Genomic DNA, 21,925 nt, shown 5'->3' on the forward strand with positions numbered 1-21,925 from the left:
CACCCGGTACGAGAGGTACGGGGTCCGGGCGCGGCTCCGGACCCCGTACCGCGCGGCGGGTCAGACGCCGATGTCCCGGCCGTCCTTGCGCCAGACCGCCACCACCGCCGGGCGGACCATCCGGCCCGGGCCGTCCGGCCAGACGCTCGCGGGCCGCTCGACCGAGGCACCGTCCACCTCGCCCGGGTGCTGTACCGCGACCAGGACCCGGCGGTCCTGGATCACCGGGCCGCAGGTCTCCGCGCCCTTCGGCACCGTCAGGAACTGCTTCAGCTCACCGCGCCGGTCACCGTGCACGGCGACCCCGAACAGGCCGTCGTGCGAGCCGAGCTGGTTGCCGTCCGTGGAGATCCACAGATTGCCGTGCGGGTCGAACGCCACATTGTCCGGGCAGGAGATCGGGCTGACCTTCTCCTTCGGGAAGCCCGCGTAGTAGGTCGCCGGGTCCTTCGGGTCGCCCGCCACCAGGAACAGCCGCCAGGCGAAACCGTCGCTCGCCGGATCGTCCCAGTGCTCGGCCAGTTCGAGGATCTGGCCGTGCTTGTTGAGGTTGCGCGGATTGGCCTCGTCCGCACCGGGCTTGCCCGCCTTGCCGCGGTCCGTGTTGTTGGTCAGCGCCAGATAGACCCGGCCGCTGCGCGGCGACGGCTCCACATCCTCCGGCCGGTCCATCTTGGTGGCGCCGACCTTGTCACCGGCGATCCGGGTGAAGACGTACACCTCCTCGGCGGTCATTCCCGGCACATGGGAGGTGTTGCCGGTCGCCAGGGGGATCCAGACACCCGAGCCGTCGAACTCGCCGTCGTTCGGCAGCTTTCCCGTGCCGTCGATCTCGGCCGCCGGGCTGTCGCCGGACAGCTTCGCCACATAGAGCGTGCCCTCGTCGAGGAGGGTGCGGTTGTGCTCGCGGGCCGCCCGCGAGCCGCCCTTCATCATCCGCTTCGAGGAGACGAACTTGTAGAAGTAGTCGAACCGCTCGTCGTCGCCCATGTAGACCACCGGACGGCCGTCGTCCGTCAGCCGGGGCTGCGCCGCCTCGTGCTTGAAGCGGCCCAGCGCGGTCCGCTTGCGGGGCGTGAAGTCCGGGTCGTACGGGTCCAGCTCGACGACCCAGCCGAAGCGGTGCGACTCGTTCGGCTCCTGCCGTACGTCGAAGCGCTTGTCGAACCGCTCCCACTTGCGCTCGGAGGCGCCGCCGCCGAGGCCGTACCGCTTGTCTGTGGTGCTGGAGGCGTTGGCGAAGTACTGGTTGAAGTTCTCCTCGCCGTGCAGCGTCGTTCCCCAGGGGGTCTCGCCGCCCGCGCAGTTGTTGAGCGTGCCGAGCACCCGCCGGCCGCTCGGGTCGGCCGAGGTCCGCAGCAGTGTGCCGCCCGCGGCCGGGCCGGTCATCTCGAACCGGTCGGTCGCCGTGAGCCGCCGGTTGAGCCGGTGCCGGGCGACCGGGGTCAGCCCGCCGGACTTCCGCTGCTCCTCGACCACGACGACCGACAGGCCGTGCGCGGCCCAGGCGATCTCCACCTGCTCGCGGGTCGGGTTCTCCGGGTCGTACCCCCGGAACATCAGCATCTCGTCCGTGTACTCGTGGTTGGCGACCAGCACCTGGCGGTCGCGCTCGCCCGGCAGCGGCAGCAGGGAGAGGAAGTCGTTGTTGTAGCCGAACTGCCCCGCCTGGGCCTTCGCCGACTGCCGCCGCTCGTCGAACTTCGGCGCCCCCCGCAGGATCGGGTCGCCCCAGCGGATCACCAGGCCCTGGGTATAGCCGTCGGGGACGGTGACCTTGTCGTCCTTGTTGGGCGCGACGGGCTCGAAGCGCAGCCCCCGGGCCCCGTCCCCGCCGCTTCCGGGTTTCCTTCCGTGTCCGTGTCGGTGGCCCCGGTGGTCCGCCGGGGCGGCCACCGCCCCGGCGCCCCCGCCGGACCCGGTGACGGTCGCCACCCCGGCCGCGGTGGCGACCGTCACCACGGCCGCGGCCCGCACCATCGAGCGGCGCGACAGGGCGCCCGCGATGATGTCACCGGCGTACTCGTTGCCGCTGGTGTTCGGGATCTCCTGGAAGCAGGCATCCCCGCAGCGGTAGCGGCAGGTCAGGGCGGACCGGCCACCCGCGTGCGGAGTGGCGCTCAACAACGGCAGCAGCTTGCGCACTTCGTCCTCCTCCGGCGCGCACCGCGCCGACAGCGTGTCGGAATATCTCCGGGCGTGACGTTAGGGGGGAACGTGTGCAAAGTGGCGGACGTCGGGTGAACGGCGGATGAATCCGGAACGTGCGTACGTCGCGTATCGGCCAGCCGGAACGGGGGCGGGAGGCGCGGGTCGCGCCGTACCGTACGGAGGGAATCGGCGGGTCCGGGTGGGGCCATGGGTGGCCGCTAACCTTACGTGTCCGCCCTGACCAGGACACCACCGGGACAGCCTGGCCCAAGCGCGGACAATCACCGCACTCGACTGATGCGAAAGGGCTCACCCATGGGCATTCGGAGTTTGCTGCGCAAGGTGTTCGGCCGTGACCGCTCGGAGCCCGGCGGTTCGGCGACGGTTCCGCCGCAGGCGGACCGGGCGGATTCGGCCACGGCGGCCACGGCGGCCACGGTGCCCGCCGCGGCGGCGCCCGCGGCCGAGGCGGGGGCCGAAGCGGCGGAGCGGCCCGCCGCGGACGCGGCCCCCGGGACCGGCGGGAACGGGACGGAATCCCCGGAGGAGCGGGCGGCGGACCTGGTGTCGGCGGCCTTCGACAAGCCGCGCCCGGCAACCGCCGCGGTCCCGGCGCAGACCCGCACCGAGCCGGTCGTTCCGGCGGTTGTTCCGACGGCGGCGGAGGGGGAACCGGCTGCGGTTGTTCCGGCCGCGGCGGAGGCGGCTGCCGTTCCGGAGGCGGATGCTGGTGAGTCGGCGGAGCCGGTGACCGCCGAGGCCGCCGCCGCTCCGGAGGAAGGTGCCGGTGAGTCCGGTGAGTCCGGTGAGCCGGTGACCGCCGAGGTTGCTGCCGCTCCGGAGGCGGAGGCGCCGTCCGAGCCCGAGCAGGAGCCCGTGGCCGAGGCTGTGGCGGCTACAGAGGCTCCGGAGGCTCCGGTGGCGGAGAGCGCTCCGGAGGAGACCGGTGCCGCTGTGGACGGTGAGCCCGCGGCCGAGGTTGCGGAGCCCGAGTCCGCACCTGCCGCGGTGGACGTGCCGGAGCCGGTCGTCACTGAGCCGGTCGTCACTGAGCCGGTCGCCGCCGAGCCCGAGCCCGTCGTGGCCGCCGTCGAGGAGACGGTGGTGGAGGCGGCTCCGGAGGCCGCGCCTGCCGCTGAGGAGCCGGAGCCCGAGCCCGAGTCGGAGCCGGAGGCTGCTGTCGAGGTTGCCGGGTCCGAGCCTGTTGCTGAGGCGTCCGTCCCGGTGGAGGCTGCGGAGGTTGCTCCGGCGGCTGCCGAGCCGGTGGTGGAGGCCGTCGAGGAGGCGGCCGAGGTTGCGGCTGCCGACGCCGGTGAACTCGCCCCGGTGGTGGAGGTGGCTCCGGAGGCCGCGCCTGCCGCTGAGGAGCCGGAGCCCGAGCCCGAGTCGGAGCCGGAGGCTGCTGTCGAGGTTGCCGGGTCCGAGCCTGTTGCTGAGGTGTCCGCCCCGGTGGAGACCGAGGAGGTTGCACCGGCCGCTGCCGAGCCGGTGGTGGCGGAAGCCGTTGCCGAGGAGGCCGTGGCGGTGGAGAGCGAGTCCGCCTCCGTCGTCGTGGCGGCCGAGGCGGCGCCCGAAGCCGCCGCGGACGAGCCGTCCGGCGATGAGCCGCAGGCCGCCGCAGAGGTCGTCGGCGAGAGCGCCGACGACGCCGGGGACCCCGTTCCCGTGGCGGTGGCGGCCGAGCCCGAGTCGGCCGCTGCCGAGCCCGAGCCCGAGCCCGAGACGGACACCGACACCGACACTGCCGTCGAGACGCCCGCGGCGCCCGCGGCGCCTGTCGTGATCGAGGACCACGAGCCCGTGGCCGTTCCGGAGGCCCCCGTGGCCCCCGTGGTCGCGGACACCGACGAGGCCACCCCCGCCCCCGCCGCGGTACCCGCGGCCCTCGCCGGGACGGCTGCCGCCGCTGCCGCGGCCGTCGGGCGGGCCGGGCTCGACGGGGTGCGGGCGCAGGTGTACCTGGTGCTCGACCGGTCCGGGTCGATGCGCGGGTACTTCAAGGACGGCAGCGCGCAGCGGCTCGGCGAGCAGGCGCTGGCGCTGGCCGCGCAGTTCGGGCGGGACCGGGTGCAGGTGGTGTTCTTCTCCACCGAGATCGACGGCACCGGCGAGCTGACCGGCGCCTCCTACGAGAACCGGATCGACGAGCTCCACGGTTCCCTCGGCCGGATGGGGCGGACCAACTACCACCTCGCCGTCGAGGAGGTCCTCGCGCTGCACGCCAAGGGCGACGACCCCGCCGCGCCCGCGTTCGTGGTGTTCCAGACCGACGGCGCGCCCGAGTCCCGTACCGCCGCCACCGCCGCGCTCACCGCGGCCGCCGGACGGCCGGTCTTCTGGCAGTTCGTGGCCTTCGGGGAGCACGACGCCAAGGCCTTCGACTATCTGCGGAAGGTCACCACGGAGGGCGCCGGCGGCCTCGCGAACGCGGGCTTCTTCCACGCGGGCCCGGCGCCGAAGGACCTCTCCGACGCCGAGCTGTACGACGGCCTGCTCAAGGTCTGGCGCCCCTGACGGCGCCGCGGACACCGCCCCTGCCCTCCTCCGCGGGGGCGGGCGGGCGTACCGGCAGGGACACGGTGACGGTCAGCCCGCCCGCCGGTCCCGGCCGGGCCGTCACCGATCCGCCGTGCGCCTCCGCGATGGAACGCACGATGGACAGGCCGAGGCCCGCGCCCGGACCCATCCGGTCGCGGCCCTCGCCCCGCCGGAAGGGCTCGAACAGGGCGGGCACATCCGCCGCCGGGATCACCGGACCGGTGTTCTCCACGGTCAGCACCCCGCCGGACAGGATCACGTCCACCGTGCCGTCCGGCACGTTGTAGGCCACCGCGTTCGCGACCAGATTGCGGACCAGCTGGGACAGCAGCGGGCGGTTGCCGCGGACCACCGGGGGCCGCCGTACGGACCGGCCCCGGATCCGCACCTCCCGGATCTCCGCCCGTACGTCGTGCCGGGCCGACTCCTCGGTCACCACGTCCGCCAGGTCGACGTCCTCGCACTGCTCCAGGCCGCGTTCGCCGCGCGCCAGCATCAGCAGCCCTTCCAGCAGCCGTTCGCTGCGGCGGTTGCTCTCCAGCAGGACCGCTCTGGTTGCCGCCGTCTCCTCCGGCGAGGCCGACGGGTCGAGACCGACCTGGATGGCGGTGCGCTGGGTGGCGAGCGGGGTACGGAGTTCGTGGGAGGCGTTGGCGATGAACCTGCGCTGGCTGTCGAACGCCCGCTCCAGTCGTCCCAGCAGTGCGTCCAGCGTCTCGCCCAGCTCCTTCAGCTCGTCGTCGGGACCGCCGTCGGGGCCGATGCGCTCGTGCAGGGTCCGGGCGGAGAGCTTGCGCGCCTTCGCCGTCATCGCATGCACCGGACGCAGCACCCGCCCGGCCGTCCACCAGCCGACGGCGACCGCGCACAACGCCGTCACCAGCAGCGCGGCGGCCGACCAGGAGAGCATCTGCCGGGACGCGGCGTCGCTGACGTTGTCGGTGAGCCGGTCGGCGAGGAGGGGGTCCAGCGACACCAGGGCGGGGGCGCTGTCCGTACCGCTCGTGGCACTGCCCGGGCCGCCGCCGTTGGTGGCGGTCTCGCGGTACTCCTTGAGCACCGACGGCAGATACTCCGACCGCTCGGCGATCGCCGCCGCCTCCGACTGCGTACCGGCGCTGGAGAGCAGATTGACCGTGGTCAGCAGGGCCCCGCCGAGGACCAGGAAGACCGCGCCGAAAGCCAGGGCGATCCGGGTCCTGGCCGACAGCGGGCGGACCAGCCGCCCGGGTATCCGCCGCCACCGCGGCCCGTTCACAGCGCGTACCCCGCGCCCTGCACCGTACGGATCGGCGACGGCTCGCCCAGCTTCGACCGCAGCTTGCTCATACAGACCCGGACCGCGCCCGTGAACGGGTCGGTGTGCGCGTCCCAGGCCCGCTCCAGCAGCTCCTCCGCCGAAACCAGGGCGCCGTCCGCCTCCAGCAGGATCTGGAGTACGGCGAACTCCTTCGGCGACAGGTCCAGCGGCCGTCCGTCGCGCTCGGCGGTCCTGCGGACGGTGTCGAGGAGGATGCCGTGGCGGGTCAGCCGGGGCGGTACCAGCCGGGCGCTGCGCCGTCGCAGGGCCCTGACCCGGGACACCAGCTCGGGGAAGTCGAAGGGCTTGCCCAGATAGTCGTCGGCGCCCAGGTCCAGCCCGGCCACCCGGTCCTCGGCCGCGGCGGCCGCGGTCAGCATCAGGATCCGGGTCCGGGAGCCGGTGTCGACGAGATGCCGGGCGACCTGGTCGCCGTGGACCCGCGGGAGGTCGCGGTCGAGGACGACGACGTCGTAGTCGTGCAGTCCGAGGTAGGCGAGCGCGGCGTCCCCGCTGTAGACGGTGTCCACGGCGAATCCGGCGCGCCGCAGCCCCGTGGCGATCAGCTCGGCCAGGACCTGCTCGTCCTCGGCGACGAGTATGCGCATGGCGCTGTCCCCATCCGTTCCTGTTTGCGGCTTGTCTCCCCCAAGGATGCGTCTTTCTACTCCGAACGGTGTTTCGCCGATGTTTCTCCCCGCCCGGTTCCGCCGCCGTTCCGCCGTCGTCCCGCTGTCGTCCCTGCTCGGAGCGGTCGGCCCGCGGCCGCAAAGGGGCACCCAAGCGGCATCGGAGCGGCATCGGAGGGGCGTTGTCAGTGGTGTGGTTCAGGATGGTGGGCATGACGAAGACCGCAGCCGATTACGCCTGGTTCCAGAGGGATTTCGCGAGCCTGGCCGTGGCGTACTGCTTCACCCTGGTCCGCGGGCTCACCCCGGCCGAGGCCGTCTCCCGGCTGGGAGGACGGCTCGGGGCGGAGGGCGAGCCGCCGGACCCGGGGATCACCGTGGTCGAGGAGGCGGCTCATGCCTACCACCGCCGGGTCGACGGGGCGCACGAGCTGATCGCCGTCACCACTCTCGGCCCCTGGACCCTGCTCATCGAACCGAACGGCTATCTGGGCTGTCTGGAGGAGCGGGCGCTGCCGGCCTCCGCGGGGGCGGTCTGGGTCTCCCACTACCGCAATGTGAACGCGGTCAGCTCCTTCCTCTGGGCGGAGGACGGGGAGCTGAGACTCCACTTCGACCCGCTGTTTCCCGAGGACCGCATGGGTGCCGCGCCCGATGCGCTCGTCGACGAGATGCGGCGGATCGGATTTGCGACGGAGGCGGCCGACGAGGGCGCCGACGACGGATACGACGACGACTTCGACGAGACGGCACCGTGCTCGGAGGGCGCCTTCGCGCTCGCGGAGCATCTGACCGGGGTCGCCGTCACTCCGGAGCTGTTGCGCGACACGGTCTTCGCCCGCGCCCTCGTCCCGGTGCGCTGAGCCGCATCGGGAAGGGAGGGAAAGGGGGAAGGGGGGAAGGGGGAAGGAAGCGAGGAAGGGAAGGGGAGCGCTCAGAGCTGCCAGGAGACCGGGGTCGCGGGGCGGTACGAGCAGTGCGCGCCCGTCGTGATGGAGTCGCGGAGATGGGCCGCCAGCTCCGGATGGAGACTGTCCAGTTTGCGTAGGGTGTCCCGGATCCGGGCCGTGACCGTCTTACGGGCGCGTTCGGCCTCGTCGCCCAGACGGCGGGTCCGGCCGCCGAGGCCGGCCGCCGTGCGCAGCTGGTCGAGGAGGGCCTGACGCTCCCGGGTGAACTCCGCGGCGCGGGCCGTGTCGCCGCGCTCCGCCGCGCGGTCGATCTCGTCGTCCAACTGCTCCAGGCGGGCCCGGTAGCGGGCCTTGGCCTCGTCGTCGAGGACCGGGTCGCCGCCGAGGCCGCGTGCCGCGATCACCTCGGCGCCGCCGTCGGGGGAGAGCAGCCGGACCGCCGGTATGTCACGGCCCGCGTGCGTCAGCAGGGTCCGCAGGTCCAGCAGGCCCTTGGCGTCCGGGACATGGGCGGACCGGCCCGCGAAGACCAGCTGCCAGACGGCCCCTTCCCGGCGGAACCGGGCACCGGCGGACGCGGCCGGAGCCGTACCGCCGGAACGGCCGGTGGAAGCGCTGGTGGAAGGAGCGACGGGGGTGCCGGCGGGCGTCACGGATGCCGTCCGTCCGGTGTCCGTACCGGCCGTCCGGCCCGCGGCACCGGGTGCTGTCGCGTCCCCCGGCGCGGTCCCGGGACGGCCGGGTGCACCGGCGGCCCCGGCCCCCGGCGCGACAGCTCGCGGGGCGGCGGCGGGCTCCCGGGCGGTGGCCGGTCCGGCGGCGGGCAGCAGATGTGTCAGGCCCAGCTCGCCCGCGTCCCGGCGGACCCGGGCCAGCAGTTCCGCGGGCGCCTCCGCGCCCAGGACACCGGCGAGTGCGGCCCGGGCCCGGACCGACCAGGGCCTGGCCCGCATCCGGTCGGCGTCCTGCCAGGCCGAGGTCAGAGCGGCTACGGCCGCCTCCCGGTCGCCCCGGGCGGCCTCCACGAGCCCCAGCCAGAGGTCCACCGGCCCGCCCAGGTCGCAGCCGTAGAAGGCGACGATCCACTCTCCCGAGTACGGCAGGAGGGCGGTCCGGGCGGCGTCGAGCCGGGCGGGGTCGCCGGAGACCGCCGCCGCCTGGGCGCGGAGCCGCATCCACAGCGCGGCGTAGAGCCGGGGCAGCGGCACCGGAAGCGCGGCCAGTTCGTCCTGCATACGCACCGCGAGGGCCGCGTCCCCGGTCTCGGCGGCCGTCACCCCGATCACCAGCTGGGGGAACGGGTGGTCGGTCGCCGTCATCCGGTCCACCTCGGCCGCGGCCTCGTCGAACCGGCCCTGGAGGATGTACATCGACCAGCGGACATAGGCGGTCACATACGAGTACGAGGAGTTCTCGCACTCCAGCGAGCCGAGTTCGCCGATGCCCCGGAGCGCGTCGTCGAACCGGCCGGTGAAGGCGGCGACGAGGGCGCCGTCCATGGCGCGGGCGAGTTCGAAGCGGCGCATGCCGGTCCGCTCGACGAGCGCGGCGAACTCCCGGTGCTGGTCGTGGTAGCGCGGATCGCCCAGCTCCAGCAGGCTGACCCAGCGCATCGACGAGGCGTGCAGCTCCATCTCGCGGTTCCGGGTGCGCTGGGCGACCAGCTCCATCTCGTCGGTGAGCGCGAGCCGTTCCTTCGCGGTGCCCAGGCCCCAGATCGCGTCGTGCCGGGCCCAGAGGGCGAAGGAGAAGAGCTGGTCGTCGCCGTTGCGGCGGGCGGTGTCGGTGAGCCGGAGCGCCAGTTCATGGGCCATGTCCTCGGACGAGGGCGGTACAGCGCTTCCCTCGCCGTCCGACAGGCTCCCGCCCGAAGCACCTCCGGCCGCCGCGCCCGCGTCCGTCGTGTCCGCGTCCGTCATGTCCCCGTCCGCCGGGGCGCCGCCGACCAGGGCGTCGTACGCCTCCGTCAGCAGACCGACCGTGAGCCGGCCCGCCCCGAGCGAGCTGGCGGCCCCGGAGTCGTACTGATGGAGGGTGATGGCGACCCGCGCCATCAGCGCCGGGTCCCCCGCGAGCCGGGCGTGGTCGGCGGCCCGCTCCAGCATCCGCCAGGACTGGACCGGATCGCCGCCCTGCCGCAGCTCGGTGGCGAGGTGCAGACAGATCAGCGCATACGGGCCGGGGTCACCCGACGCGACCTCCAGCGCCCGGCGGTAGTGGCCCACGGCCTCCTCGGTCGCCAGCCGCCCCGACGCGTCGCCGCCCGCCGCCACCAGCAGGGCGATCCGCTGCTTCGCCGGTATCTGATCGCCCGCCAGATACGCGTGCCGGGACAGCTCGGTGAGGATGATCCCCTCCTGGATGCCGGTGCAGTCGTCGGCGAGCCGGACGACGGCGGCGTGGCGCATCTGCCGCTGCTGCTCGTCCAGTTCCCCGTAGAGCGTCTCCCGGACCAGATCGTGGGCGAAGGTGTAGGTGCCGCCGCCGTGGGCCACGATCAGCTGGGCCGCGACGGCGCGTGCCAGCAGCCGGTCGGCGTGCGGCACGGGGATACCGGTGGCGGTGGCGAGCGCCGGGCGGTGGAACTCGGGCCCGATGACCGATGCCGTCCGCAGCAGGTCGACAACCTGCTCGGGCAGCGGTTCGAGGCGCCGCCGGACGGCCTCGCGCACCCCGGGGGCGATGCTGCCGGGGGTGACCGTCGCCCCGGGCGGGCCCCCGATGCCGGCCCCGGCCCCGGCACTCGCTCCGGCGCCGAATCCGGGCCCGAAGCCGGTCAGGGAGCCGGGGGGCGGGGCCGGGAGGTCGGGGCCTTCGCCCAGCCAGTTCCGTACGGTCTGCTCGATGAAGAAGGGGTTGCCGCCGGAGCTGCGGTGCACTTCGTCGACCAGCTTGTCGTCGGGCTCGCCGCCCGCGAACAGGGCGATCAGCGCGGCCACGCCGTCCCGGTCGAGCCCGGTGAGCCGCAGGGTCGACGAGGCGCGGGAGGCCAGCGGCAGCAGCAGCGGGCGCAGCGGATGCTCGGGGGCCTCCACCTCGGCGTCCCGGAAGGCGCCGACCAGCAGGATCCGCTCGTACCAGGTGTGCTGGGCGGCGAAGGCGAGCAGGCGGACGGTCGCCGGGTCGGCCCAGTGCAGATCGTCGAGTACGACCACGAGCGGCCGCTGCTGCGCCGCCGTGACCAGGGCCGTCGTCACGGCGTCGTAGAGCGGGAAGGCCTCGGGGGCCTCCACGGGCATGGGCTTGCGCACTCCGGGGTCCTCGCCGAGGACGGCCGCGAGCCGCCCGCCCGCCGCCTCCTCCACGGCGTCCCAGCCGGTGCCGACGGCCCGTCGCAGCGCCCGCAGCACCTGGACCCAGGGCCAGTATCCGGGGGCGCTGTCGGACTCCCAGCAGGTACCGCTGAGCACCAGGGCGCCGTGCCGCCGCGCCTCGTGGGCGGCCTCGGTGACAAGGGACGTCTTGCCGATTCCGGCTTCGCCCGTGACCAGCACCAGGCCGCCGTGGCTCTCCGCCGCCCGGCCTATCTCGGCCCTCAGCACGGCGATCGGGTGGGCACGTCCGATGAGTGCAGTGGTCATGCCCCAAACGATAGGAGCCGGGTCCGACATTCAGCAGGGGTTAACGGCCGCGGTGATGTCGGAGGCGGTGCCGTCCGTCATCATCGCGGCCGGGTCCCCGGCCGCCGGGGCGGTCAGGCCCGCGGCAGTCCGGCAAGCGCCGTACCAGCGCCGTTCCCGTCCGGGCCGCCGAACGCGCCGTCGAACGCGGCGAATCCGGGGGCCTCGTCGGCCCCGCCGTCCGCCCGGGCCCGGAAGGCCGCCGTCATCGCCCGGGCCAGCTGGCCGCCCGCGCGCACGATCCGGTTCGGCAGGGTGTCCGTCAGCGGGTCGCCGCTGCCGCCCCAGTCCTCGGAGGCCGCGTAGACGCCGGTCGGCACGGTCTCGGTGCGCAGATAGGTGAAGAGCGGCCGCATCGCGTGCTCCAGCACCAGGGAGTGCCGGGCGGTGCCGCCGGTCGCCCCGATGAGCACCGGCTTGCCGGTCAGCGCGTCCGGCTCGATCAGATCGAAGAACGACTTGAAAAGGCCGCTGTACGAGGCGGAGAAGACCGGGGTGACCGCGATCAGCCCGTCGGCCCCGGTCACCGCTTCCACGGCCGCTTCGAGTGCGGGCGGCGGAAAGCCGGTGACGAGGTTGTTGGCGATGGGCACGGCCAGGTCGCGCAGTTCGACCACCCGGACCTCGACGTCCGGCGTCCCGGCGGTCTCCGCCAGGGAACGGCGTACGGCCTCGGTCAGCCGGTCGGCGAGCAGTCTGGTCGACGACGGCACGCTCAGTCCGGCCGAGACGACCACCAGCTTCATGGTCATGTCCTCTTCTCCTTCTCGTATTGCTTGCTACGGGCCTGCTTGCTACGGGCCCTGGCGGGCCGGGCGGGGGCTACCGCCGGGCGGGGCGGGGCCGGGCGGGCACGCATGGCCCGCCCCGACCCGCCCCGGCCGCCTTCCGGTTCAGGCCGCGTCGGCCCCGGTGACGGCGGGGTGCAGCGGCGCGGTCTCCGGTACGCCCTCGGGCCGCAGCGCCGCGAACTCCTTCCGCAGCACCGGCACGACCTCCTCGCCGAGGATGTCGAGCTGCTCCAGCACGGTCTTCAGGGGCAGTCCGGCGTGGTCCATCAGGAACAGCTGCCGCTGGTAGTCCCCGACGCCCTCACGGAACGACAGGGTCCGCTCGATCACCTGCTGGGGCGAACCGACGGTCAGCGGGGTCTGCTCGCTGAAGTCCTCCAGGGACGGGCCGTGGCCGTAGACCGGCGCGTTGTCGAAGTACGGGCGGAACTCCCGTACCGCGTCCTGCGAGTTCTTCCGCATGAACACCTGTCCGCCGAGCCCGACGATGGCCTGCTCGGGCGTGCCGTGCCCGTAGTGCGCGTACCGCTTGCGGTACAGCTCGACCATCTTCCTGGTGTGGGACATGGGCCAGAAGATGTTGTTGTGGAAGAAGCCGTCTCCGTAGTACGCGGCCTGCTCGGCGATCTCCGGGGAGCGGATGGAGCCGTGCCAGACGAACGGCGGCACGCCGTCCAGCGGGCGCGGGGTCGAGGTGAACGACTGGAGCGGGCTGCGGAACTTGCCCTCCCAGTCGACCACGTCCTCCCTCCACATCCTGTGGAGGAGTGCGTAGTTCTCGATGGCGAGCGGGATGCCCTGGCGGATGTCCTGCCCGAACCACGGATAGACCGGTCCGGTGTTGCCGCGGCCCATCATCAGGTCCACCCGGCCGTCGGCCAGATGCTGGAGGTAGGCGTAGTCCTCGGCGATCTTCACCGGGTCGTTGGTGGTGATCAGGGTCGTCGAGGTGGACAGGATCAGCTTCTCCGTGCGCGCCGCGACATAGCCGAGCAGGGTCGTCGGCGACGACGGCACGAAGGGCGGGTTGTGGTGCTCGCCGGTGGCGAAGACGTCCAGCCCGACCTCCTCAGCCTTCTGCGCGATGGCCACGGTCGCCTTGATCCGCTCGTACTCGGTCGGCGTGCTGCCGTTGGTCGGGTCGGTCGTGACATCACCGACGGTGAAGATGCCGAACTGCATGGCGCTCGCCTCCCGGCTGCGGTCTCTTCGAAGGGCCGGCGGGCTTCCTTCGGAGGAGTATTGGTTGAACGTTGAACTAACCCTATCAACGGGTCCCCCCAACGGTCTATTCCAGCCTTGCTCAGACCCCTGCCCCGGCGCTTGTCACACGCCTGTCACCAGCAGTTTCGCCACCGAGAGCAGTCCCCGGACGGTGGCCGGCGGCAGCCCTTCGAGATCCCAGAAGCGGTACGGAGCCTGCTGCTCCCGCGGAACGACGACCACCTGGTCCGGCCGTATCCCGGCCGATTCCGCCAGCGCGTCCGGATCGGCCGCTCCGGACCGCAGCCCCTCGGTCACCACCAGCAACAGCCGGTCCCACTGCTCGTCGCGGCCGGACCGCCGCAGCTCGGCCAGGGTCCGGTCGGCCTCCGCCATCTCCCCGCTCCGGCCGTACACCAGCAGCCGGTCCGTATGGTTCAGCACCACCGCCGCGCTCCCGTCGAGCGCGCCCGCCCAGTCCGTCAGAACGAAGGAGTAGTACGGCGCGGTCAGCGCCAGCACCCTCATGTACTCCTGTGGGTGGCTCGGATTCACCCGGAAGGTCCGGTAGCGGTGGTGCGCCACCACTTCGAGACCGGCCGGGAGGGCCGTCGTACGCGCCCTGATCTCCTCGTACGAGGCCCCGTCCGGCAGCCCCGCGAACTCCTTCCACGACGCCGGATTCCGCCCCGCCACCAGACACTGCTCCAGCGCACCCTCGACCGGCGAGCCGTCCAGCGCCAGCACCGGCTCCCCGCGCACCGCGGCCAGCACCGAGCCGAGCGCGACCGTGAAACCGGCCCGGCCGTCGTACATCCGGCCCCCGGCCAGCGTCACCCGGAGCCCGTGCGGCAGCGGCGCCCGCAGCGACTCCAGCAGCGCCCGGTCCTCGGCCCGGCGCGGGCCCCCGCGCCCCTGGAACCGGCCCAGTCTGATCAGCCCGTGCCGGAGCGCGGAGCGCGGCGGCACCAGCTCCGGCCTGCCGTCCGGCACGGCGGGGACGCCGGGCCCGGCGCCCTCCGGCCCGCCCGCGGGCCCCGGGCGGGCCAGGAGCGTGGTGCCCGGCCCGGAAGGCGGTGCGGACGACGTCGCCCCCGTCCCGCCCGTGTGCTGCACCTGGTGCATCGCCAGATAGCGGGACAGCAGATCGGCCAGCTCACCCGCGGTGGGCCGGTTCGCGGGATCGGGGTCCAGACAGCGCAGCACCGTCGAGCGCAGCAGGTCCCAGGTGCCGCCCTGCCATTTGTGCATGCCTTCCGGCAGCTCCCGCACCGAATCCCCGACCCGGGTGCTGATGATCTGGAGCAGCTCGCCCAGCGCGTGCACCGTGTCCGCGGGCACCGGCACCGGGCCGGTCCCCGCGTACTCCCCGTCGATCGCGCAGTCCGACAGATCGCCCAGCACGATCGACCGGCGGAGTACGAACACGCTGTCCGCGGCCAGCGACGCCGGGACCAGCCCGTTCACCAGGCAGACATCGACGGCGCTGGCGAGCTGCCAGGCCGCGAAGAGCCCCGGCAGGGTGCCGAACGGCGGCCGGCCCGTATAGGCCGCTTCGTCCACCAGATCACTGATCCGGGGCGGCTGGGCGGCCGGCTCGTCGTCCTCGGCGACCGGGGACATCGCCAGCCACGGTGTGGTGCCCTCCGTGCCCCGGCCCAGCAGCACCGGCGCATAGCGGCCGTCGAGCCGGGTGAGTGCCTCCGCCTCCGTATCGAGCAGCCGGGCCGTGGCCGCGGGCTGGTCGGGCCGCGGTACGCGCACCACCACCGCCCGCTGCTGCCCGTCCTGCCCCCGGTAGACCAGGGTCCGCCGGCCCGGGCGCCAGCCGGTCAGCCGGTACGGGCCGAGCCGCTCCGGATCCTCCGGGCGCAGCGGCCGCCAGCCGCCGTGCCCCACCGCGGTCTCCGGCGACGAGGCGAGATTCGACGGCGGGGCGATCCGGCGCGCCGAGGAGTCCAGCGGCACCCCGAACCGGCTCAGCAGCTTCTGCTCGACATGGGTGAACGGGCGCCGTCCCGCGGGCAGGTCGGCATGGCCCGAGGGGTGTGCCAGCCAGGCCGGGAAGTCCGGGGAACGGCCCGCCAGCAGCTCCAGCCTGCGCCCGATCCGGCGGCCCGTCAGCAGCAGTTCGGCCTGTGGCACCGCGTCCAGCAGCGCGGCCTTCGACTCCTCCGTGAAGTCGAAGATCCGGTGTTTGGCCGGGAGCGGGTCCCCGGCCGGGACCGGTGCCGGATGCGGCCGGATCAGCCCGCCCAGGAACACCTCCGCCAGATGCGAGGTGTCGGCCCGCCACGGCACGGCCTCCTGCACCAGCCGCATCACCGGCACCGACAGCGGTGCCACGGCGGCCAGATGCGCCGCGAGCCGGTACGCCTCCGGGGTCGCCGCGTCCCGGAAGTGCTGCGCACCGGCCGGTACCGCCGACGCGGAGACCGGGCCCCGCACACTGGGCCGGGCCAGCAGCGGCAGTTCGGCCGTCGCCCCCGGCGACACCAGCAGCCTCGACCAGCGCGCCAGCGACGGCGGGGTGGCCTCCAGAACGGGCACGGGCACCCCGTCGAAAACGGTGAGACCGCGCGGCAGCACCGGATCGGCGATCTCCCAGGAGGTGTTGGCGCCACCGGTGGCCCGGGTGGTCACCAGCCAGCGGTCCGCCTGGACGCCCGACGCCTCCCACATCTCCGGCGGCAGGGTGTGGACCACCGCGACCGGGCCCCGGGCCGCCCAGGACCGCAGCAGCGCATGCATGCTCCCGGTGCGCCACGCCGTCCCCATACCGTCGCTGACGACCAGCACCAGGGTCCGGCCCGAGGGGTCGTTCACCCCGGTCAGCGGCAGTTCCGAACTGTCCTCCCGGAACGGCCGGGCCCGCAGCCGCGGGCCGCCGCGGGCCCGGCTGTCGAGTCCGTGGACCCGCAGCGAGGCGAAGGCCCCGAGCCGGACCAGCAGCCCGCGGAGTTCGGCCCCGAGCCGGTGCCACAGCAGCATCGAGAGACCGTCGTCGACCAGCAGCACCAGCCGCAGCCAGCGCTCCCGCACCGGCCGCTGGACCACATCGGGGACCCGGGTCTCGGCGAGCGCGGCGACCGTCCGCTCGACGTCGATCTCCAGCTTGTCGGGGCTGGCCCGGCGGCGGCGCAGCGGACGCAGCGCGCGGCCCAGCTCCAGCTGGTCGGCGAGGGCCTTGCTCTCGGGCACCAGTACCGGCAGCGCGCGCCGGGGCCGTCCGGGCGGCGGGGCGGACCGCCGCGCCTCCGCCTCGGGCGCGGCCCGCGGCACCGGCCGCTGCCGGGCGGCCGCGTAGAGCGCCGGAGCGTCGATCCGGGGGCCGTCGGACTCCTCGTCCCCGGCCGCCGGGGCCCGGTCGGGCCCGTCCCCCGCCGGTTCGGTCCCGGCGGGCGGCGGCGCGGCGGCCGCGGGGGCGGCGAGCGGGGCGTCGGGGGCGGCCGCGGGCAGCAGCCGGGCCAGCCAGAGCACATCGAGTACCTGCTCCGCGTCCAGCTCCCGCCCGGCCGCCCGCAGCACCCCGAGCAGCTCCCCGAGCCGCGCCCCGGGCTCGGGGGCGGCCGCGGGGGCGGGGACCGGTTCGGGTCCTGGACGCTCCTCCGTCATCTCCGGCCCCCGCCCGCCTACATGGACCCGGTCAGCTGGTGGAGCACCGCGTCGAGGAGGCCGTCCGCGTCCAGGTCGACACCGCCCACCCGCAGGAAGACCGCGTTCAGCAACTGGTCGGTGGCCAGCTCGCCGGGTGCCCGGCGGCGCAGGAACGTCTCGATCAGATCGTCCGCCTCGCCGAGTGCCGGTTCGCCGAGATGGGCCGCGACGATCGCCCGGAGCTGCTCCTCGTCCGGTACCGGCAGATACAGCCGCACACAGCGCCGCAGGAACGCGGGCGGGAAGTCGCGTTCGCCGTTGCTGGTGATGACGACGACCGGGAACTCCTCGCACTGGACGATCCCCCGGTGGACCAGGACCGTCCCGTTCCGGTCGGCGGTCTGGACCTCGACATCGGCGAACTCCTCCGGCAGCCGGGTCAGCTCCGGGATGTCGAAGACCCCCTCCTCGAAGACCGTCAGCAGATCGTTCGGCAGGTCGACATCGCCCTTGTCCATCTCGTCGACCAGAAGCGCCCGTGGGCGGGGCGACGGCACCAGGGCCGTACCGAGCGGGCCGAGCCGGATGAACGTACCGATGGACGGCTCCGTCCCGCCGCCCTCGCCACTATCGCCTCCGGTTCCGCCTCCGCCTCCGGTTCCGATGCCGGTTCCGTCTCCGGTGCCGGTTCCGGGATCGGCCGCGGCACCGGAACCGCCGCCGTCCGGGTCCCCGGCGGAGCCGGACCCGCGGTCCCGGTGCAGCGTCGTCTCCCGGAGCCGTCCGATCGCGTCGTACTGGTAGAGCGCGTCCCGGACGGTCGAACGGCTGTTGACCGGCCAGCGCAGCAGCTCGCCGAGCCGGAGTTCATGGGCGACGGCCCGCGCCAGCGAGGATTTCCCGGTCCCGGCCGGGCCGGTGACCAGCAGCGGACGACGCAGGTGGAGCGCCGCGTTCACCACGTCGGCATGCTTCGGCTGGATGAGGTACGGCAGCGCCGACCGGCCGTCCGGCCCGGTCGCCCCCTCCCCGGACGCCTGCCCGGGGTTCGTGTCGGCCCCCGGGCCGTCCGCCCGGACGGCCGGGGTGAAGCGGCGCCACGGCGGCGCGGCCGGGAAGTCGACGGACCGGGCCCGGCCGTTGCCGCGGAACAGCCGCCAGTCCCCGCCGCTGCCGTTGCCGCTGCCGGATGCCCCGGCCACCGGTCCGGATCCTGCCGCTGGGGTGTTCATGCGCTCTCCACGGGTTCGGACAGATGGAGCCGGGGCACGGTGCGGTCGGCGTCGGCCCAGGCCAGCACGGGCCGCCCCGGATACTCCCGGGGCAGGTACATCGTCTTGGCCCGGTAGGACCGGACCCCTTCGGGCAGTTCGCGGGTGGCGACCCGGGCCATCTGCCCCGCGGCATGGGAGGTCTCCCCGCCCTTCCGGTCCCACATCACCACGGGCACCCCCACGGCCAGACAGAGCTGCACGATCTCGTCCCGCAGTCCGGCGGGCACCTCCACCGACACCCGTACCGCGTCGAGCCGCTCCATCAGCGTGCCGTAGATCTCCCGGCGGCCCAAGCCCCCGTCCGAGAAGACCAGCGTCGTGCCGGAGTCCAACTGCTGCCACCGGCGCCGCCATTCGGGCAGGAAGCGCTCGTGGCGGCGGAGGAGTTCGGGGCAGTTCACCACCAGCGGGAACTCCGCGCCCAGCATCCCCGGCACCAGATCGCCCGGACCCATCCCCTCCCATTCGTCGATGGGCAGGTTCAGCCCCGACGGATCCACCAGCACCTCCACCATCGGCTGCTGTTCGGCGACCGACGCCGGGTCGAGGGACTCCAGCACGCGCAGCAGCTCCCGCGCCGCCTCGGGACCGGTGTACGGGACGGCTGCCGACGCCGACACCTGGCGGGGGCCGGCGCCCTCGTCGCACCAGATGCGCAGCCGGTAGCGCTCAAGGTCCTGCCGGGTCACCTGTACCAGGACCCTGACCCGGGCCCGGCGGCCGCGCATCGCCCGCTGCCACTCCTTGGCGTCGATCCGGCGCTCCCCCAGCGCCGAGCGCGGAATGCCCAGCCGGACCGCGACCGAGTCCGACCAGATCCGGAACCGGGCGCACTGCGGCGCCGAACAGAGCACGGCCAGATACTCGACGACCCGCAGCAGCGCGGGTACCCGGGGCCCGTAGCCGTCGGAGCGGCTGTCGCCGTGCAGGGTCTCCAGATGGTCGATCAGCTCGTCGAGCGTCGGTGTCCAGCCCGCCGGGTCCGCCTCCTGGCCGGGGGAGTCCTGCGTACCGTGCGAGTCGCGGGAGCCCCGGGAGCCGTGGGGTCCGGGCGCGCCGTCCGGCGGCTGTGGTTCCCGTGGTCCGTGCGGTCCGTGCGGCCGGACGTCCTCCGCAGCCCCGGGCACCGCGCAGTCGTACCCCGTGCCGCCCTCCGGCCCCGGCCCCGGCTCCGGCCCTTGCTCCGGAAGGGGACCGCGCACCCACTGGGGCCGCAGCGGGGCGGCCATGGGGAGTGCGGCCCGGGCCGCCTCGGCGAAGCGGGACCGTACCGGCGTTTCGGTCTCGTGGAGCAGCCGGTGCAGCCTGCGGTGCTCCTCCGGGGAGAGCAGCCTGGGCACCGGCGACAGCGCCCCGGCCGCCAGCAGCCGGTCCGTCGAGCCCGGGTCCGTATGCCGGGTGGTCTCGGAGAAGGCCGCCAGCGCCCGGGGCTCCCGGAGCAGGAACTCCGCGAACTCCTCCGCCGACGGCGCCATGATCTGGCTGGGCACCCGGAGCCCGAAGATCTTCGCCAGCCTTGCGCCGTGCTCGGCCCGGCTGTTGGCCGACGGCATCAGGTCGTAGAGCGCCTGGGAGAGCAGTACGGCGGCCGGGTCGTCCTTCTCGACGGCGGCCGGCCGGGCCGGGGGCAGCGCGCCCACCGCCCGCAGTTCGGCTTCGATCCGCTGCCAGGGGATGCACCAGCTCCGCCGGACCAGATGCTGGGGGCTGTACGCCTCGGGCCCGCCGTCCGGGCCCGGCGGCGGCATGTAGTGCGCCACGACCAGGCCGACGAACGCGGTGTCGTCCTTCGACCAGAGCGGGCCGCCGCTGAAGCCGCGGTCCACGGCCATGCCGGTGGCGGCTCCGTCGACATAGCCGATGTCCGGGCCGACATGGCCGACCGTCGCGTCCGCGAAGGTGCCGGGCCGTGCGGTGCCGTGCCAGAGCCGGACCTGCTGACCGGCCTCCATTTCCTCCAGCGCCGGGCCTCGCCCGACGGTGGTCTTTCTGCCGCCGTCGGTGCTCGGCGGCGGGAAGCGCAGCACGGCCAGGTCGCCCAGCCACTCCCGGGCGCCCGGCGGCACGGGCCCGCTGCCTTTCCGGGGGCGCGGCGGTATCCAGTGGGCGACCCGGGCGGTGCAGGTGTCCCGGCCGCCCCGGGGGCCGGGAACGGTCAGGGCGATCTCGACCGGTCCGGGCACCCGGGTTTCGAACATGGCCCGGCCCAGTGCGTCGTTGATGACATGAGCGCAGGTCAGAACGGTGTCGGGGGCCAGAAAGAGTCCGCCGCCCGCGGTCTTGCCGTCATCGTCGCGGCGGATGCTTGCCAGACAGCCGAGCGGATCCTTGGTGGTCTCCGGCGTCCCCCGCAGAAACCAGCCCATCGGTCACTCCGGTCCGGCGGCCGTGTCCGTCCGAGCCCCCGTGCCGGTGCCGGTGCCCGTGTCCTGCCCGTTCTGCCGGTCCTGCCGGTTCTGCCGGTCCTGCCGGTCCTGCCGGTCCTGCTGCCCGGGGTACCAGACGGCGGTGACGGTGAGATGTGCCTGACCCGTTCCCCCGACGATGCCGAGCTTCAGATCCTGGCCGACCTGCGCGCCGAAGACCACGCTGACCTCGGACGGCGGCTGCGGGACGGAGGTGACGGTGTGGTGGACCTCCTCCAGCAGCGCTCCCACCGGCCGCAGGGCGCCGCGGAGCGTGCCGCCCACATAGGAGGCGAACCGGCCGGAGGCCCGCCGGTCCCCGCTTCCGCCGTCGCCGTCATCGCCCGCGCCGGGGTCCCGGTCCCGGTCCCGGTCCCCGCGGGCGACCGGAACCGCCGGGCCCATGCCCGCCGGGAGGTCGTCGTCCTCGTCCGGTCCGTACGACGGGGTGTCGGGCTCGTCGGCCGGCTCCGGAACCTCCGGTGCCGTGACGGCCAACGGGCCGGGCGCGAGCAGGAACCGGACGGGCGTACCGTCCTCGAACTGGAACTCCGCGGAATGGGCCACGCGCACATTGTGCCCAGTGGCCCGTGCCCGGACCCATGAGTTCGGACAACTCGTCGCGTCGCGCACCGGGTTGACCGCCCTTCTCCCCATAGGAACCGCCGGGGCCGCCGGTCCGGCCGGTTCAGCCGGTTCAGCCGGACGGGGTGCCCGCGGCGCCGGGGAACAGCATCCGGAAGGTATCCGCCGACTCCGTACCGGAGCGTCCGAACGGTGCGTCGAAATCCCAGACCAGGAAGAGCAGAAAGGCGATCAGAGCGCTGAAGAAGCCCGCAAGCAGCAACTCCTGGTAGCTGCGGCCGATGTTCATCGTGAAGATCAGCCCGACCGTCACCAGCGCGCCGATGATCAGCCCGAACCACACCACTCCCGGCAGGGTGGCTGCGGCGTTCTGGATCCGGGCGTTCCGGGCTTCGTCCGTGATCGCCACCCGGTCCAGCATGGGCTGGTAGGCCTGGGACTGGAGTTCGCCCCGGGGCGCGTGCGAGGCGACATCGTCCCGGATCTCGTCGATCAGCTCCGCCCCCCGGTCGTTGACGTCCTCACCGTCGACCATCCGGGGCCACTCCTGATGGACGACATGGGAGACGTAGTCGTCGACGTCGTTGGAGAGGCGGGCCCGGTAGTCGGCGGGGAAGACCTCGGCGCGCTGCACCAGTTCGTGCAGGGCCTGGGCCTCGCGCCGGACCTCGTCCTGGGCGGCGCTGCGGGCCTCCCAGACGCCCGCGATGGCCAGGCCGAGGACGATCGCGTAGACCACACCGACCATCATCGTCATGTATTCGAGGACGTCCGGAGTCTCCACCCCGTCCTGGCCGAACTCCTCACCTCTGGCTTCCTTCAGGCTCCGTCTGCGCTGGTTGAGGAGGGTGACGGCGACGACGACCGCGGTGGCCGCGGCCATGACGATTCCGAGGACCAGCCATTCGGACATGGGGTGTC

General features: G+C 73.9%; 13 protein-coding genes. 2 read left to right on the top strand and 11 right to left on the bottom strand.

Features of this window, described 5'->3' with window-relative positions; genetic code table 11:
* Positions 1-60: 60 nt before the first annotated feature.
* Positions 61-2,145 (bottom strand): PhoX family protein, encoded by a 2,085-nt coding sequence (locus ACWDR0_RS02620; RefSeq protein WP_456349766.1) that lies wholly within the window; start codon positions 2,143-2,145, stop codon positions 61-63.
* 321 nt (positions 2,146-2,466) lie between these two features.
* Here ACWDR0_RS02620 and ACWDR0_RS02625 point away from each other — a divergent pair, with 321 nt between their 5' ends.
* The gene (locus ACWDR0_RS02625; protein WP_456349767.1) at positions 2,467-4,665 is read left to right on the top strand and encodes a VWA domain-containing protein; all 2,199 of its coding nucleotides are present in this window, start codon (positions 2,467-2,469) and stop codon (positions 4,663-4,665) included.
* Here the strand turns inward: ACWDR0_RS02625 and ACWDR0_RS02630 are convergent.
* Positions 4,646-5,947, bottom strand: coding sequence for a HAMP domain-containing sensor histidine kinase (locus tag ACWDR0_RS02630; protein WP_456349768.1), 1,302 nt, complete (start codon positions 5,945-5,947; stop codon positions 4,646-4,648). The genes ACWDR0_RS02625 and ACWDR0_RS02630 overlap by 20 nt on opposite strands.
* Positions 5,944-6,597, bottom strand: a complete 654-nt coding sequence (locus tag ACWDR0_RS02635; protein WP_456349769.1) for a response regulator transcription factor — start codon at positions 6,595-6,597, stop codon at positions 5,944-5,946. The genes ACWDR0_RS02630 and ACWDR0_RS02635 overlap by 4 nt, the downstream gene beginning before the upstream one ends.
* 233 nt (positions 6,598-6,830) lie before the next feature.
* Between ACWDR0_RS02635 and ACWDR0_RS02640 the strand changes: the two genes are divergently transcribed.
* The gene (locus ACWDR0_RS02640) at positions 6,831-7,481 is read left to right on the top strand and encodes a DUF6461 domain-containing protein (RefSeq protein WP_456349770.1); all 651 of its coding nucleotides are present in this window, start codon (positions 6,831-6,833) and stop codon (positions 7,479-7,481) included.
* A gap of 71 nt (positions 7,482-7,552) precedes the next feature.
* On the opposite strand, the gene ACWDR0_RS02645 is transcribed toward ACWDR0_RS02640, so the two are convergent.
* The 8 genes from ACWDR0_RS02645 to ACWDR0_RS02680 all read right to left on the bottom strand — a co-directional run bounded on the left by ACWDR0_RS02645 (position 7,553) and on the right by ACWDR0_RS02680 (position 21,917).
* Positions 7,553-11,110, bottom strand: coding sequence for an ATP-binding protein (locus ACWDR0_RS02645; protein WP_456349771.1), 3,558 nt, complete (start codon positions 11,108-11,110; stop codon positions 7,553-7,555).
* Between the two features lie 113 nt (positions 11,111-11,223).
* Entirely contained in the window at positions 11,224-11,901 is a 678-nt protein-coding gene (locus tag ACWDR0_RS02650) for an FMN reductase (RefSeq protein ID WP_456349772.1), read from the bottom strand.
* Between the two features lie 141 nt (positions 11,902-12,042).
* Positions 12,043-13,122 carry an LLM class flavin-dependent oxidoreductase gene (locus tag ACWDR0_RS02655; protein ID WP_456349773.1) on the bottom strand — a complete coding sequence of 360 codons (1,080 nt, stop codon included), beginning with the start codon at positions 13,120-13,122 and terminating at the stop codon, positions 12,043-12,045.
* Between the two features lie 144 nt (positions 13,123-13,266).
* Positions 13,267-16,758, bottom strand: coding sequence for an SAV_2336 N-terminal domain-related protein (locus ACWDR0_RS02660; protein WP_456349774.1), 3,492 nt, complete (start codon positions 16,756-16,758; stop codon positions 13,267-13,269).
* A 17-nt stretch (positions 16,759-16,775) separates the two neighbouring features.
* Complete coding sequence (locus ACWDR0_RS02665; RefSeq protein WP_456349775.1) at positions 16,776-17,972, bottom strand: AAA family ATPase; 1,197 nt, start codon at positions 17,970-17,972, stop codon at positions 16,776-16,778.
* On the bottom strand, positions 17,969-20,380 hold the full coding sequence (locus ACWDR0_RS02670) for a VMAP-C domain-containing protein (protein ID WP_456349776.1): 2,412 nt from the start codon (positions 20,378-20,380) through the stop codon (positions 17,969-17,971). Before ACWDR0_RS02670 ends, ACWDR0_RS02665 begins: the two co-directional genes overlap by 4 nt.
* Positions 20,381-20,383: 3 nt before the next feature.
* Positions 20,384-20,986 (bottom strand): CU044_2847 family protein, encoded by a 603-nt coding sequence (locus ACWDR0_RS02675; protein ID WP_456349777.1) that lies wholly within the window; start codon positions 20,984-20,986, stop codon positions 20,384-20,386.
* Positions 20,987-21,116: 130 nt separating this feature from the next.
* Complete coding sequence (locus tag ACWDR0_RS02680; RefSeq protein ID WP_456349778.1) at positions 21,117-21,917, bottom strand: bestrophin-like domain; 801 nt, start codon at positions 21,915-21,917, stop codon at positions 21,117-21,119.
* Between the last annotated feature and the right edge of the window lie 8 nt (positions 21,918-21,925).

This window comes from Streptomyces sp. NPDC003691, assembly GCF_053981115.1.

Bases quoted from the DNA above. Each gene is read 5' to 3' on its own strand.
- ACWDR0_RS02625 (WP_456349767.1), top strand. From the start codon at position 2,467: ATGGGCATTCGGAGTTTGCTGCGCAAGGTGTTCGGCCGTGACCGCTCG.
- ACWDR0_RS02660 (WP_456349774.1), bottom strand. From the start codon at position 16,758: ATGACGGAGGAGCGTCCAGGACCCGAACCGGTCCCCGCCCCCGCGGCC.
- ACWDR0_RS02665 (WP_456349775.1), bottom strand. From the start codon at position 17,972: ATGAACACCCCAGCGGCAGGATCCGGACCGGTGGCCGGGGCATCCGGC.
- ACWDR0_RS02680 (WP_456349778.1), bottom strand. From the start codon at position 21,917: ATGTCCGAATGGCTGGTCCTCGGAATCGTCATGGCCGCGGCCACCGCG.
- ACWDR0_RS02670 (WP_456349776.1), bottom strand. From the start codon at position 20,380: ATGGGCTGGTTTCTGCGGGGGACGCCGGAGACCACCAAGGATCCGCTC.
- ACWDR0_RS02635 (WP_456349769.1), bottom strand. From the start codon at position 6,597: ATGCGCATACTCGTCGCCGAGGACGAGCAGGTCCTGGCCGAGCTGATC.
- ACWDR0_RS02640 (WP_456349770.1), top strand. From the start codon at position 6,831: ATGACGAAGACCGCAGCCGATTACGCCTGGTTCCAGAGGGATTTCGCG.
- ACWDR0_RS02655 (WP_456349773.1), bottom strand. From the start codon at position 13,122: ATGCAGTTCGGCATCTTCACCGTCGGTGATGTCACGACCGACCCGACC.
- ACWDR0_RS02645 (WP_456349771.1), bottom strand. From the start codon at position 11,110: ATGACCACTGCACTCATCGGACGTGCCCACCCGATCGCCGTGCTGAGG.
- ACWDR0_RS02650 (WP_456349772.1), bottom strand. From the start codon at position 11,901: ATGACCATGAAGCTGGTGGTCGTCTCGGCCGGACTGAGCGTGCCGTCG.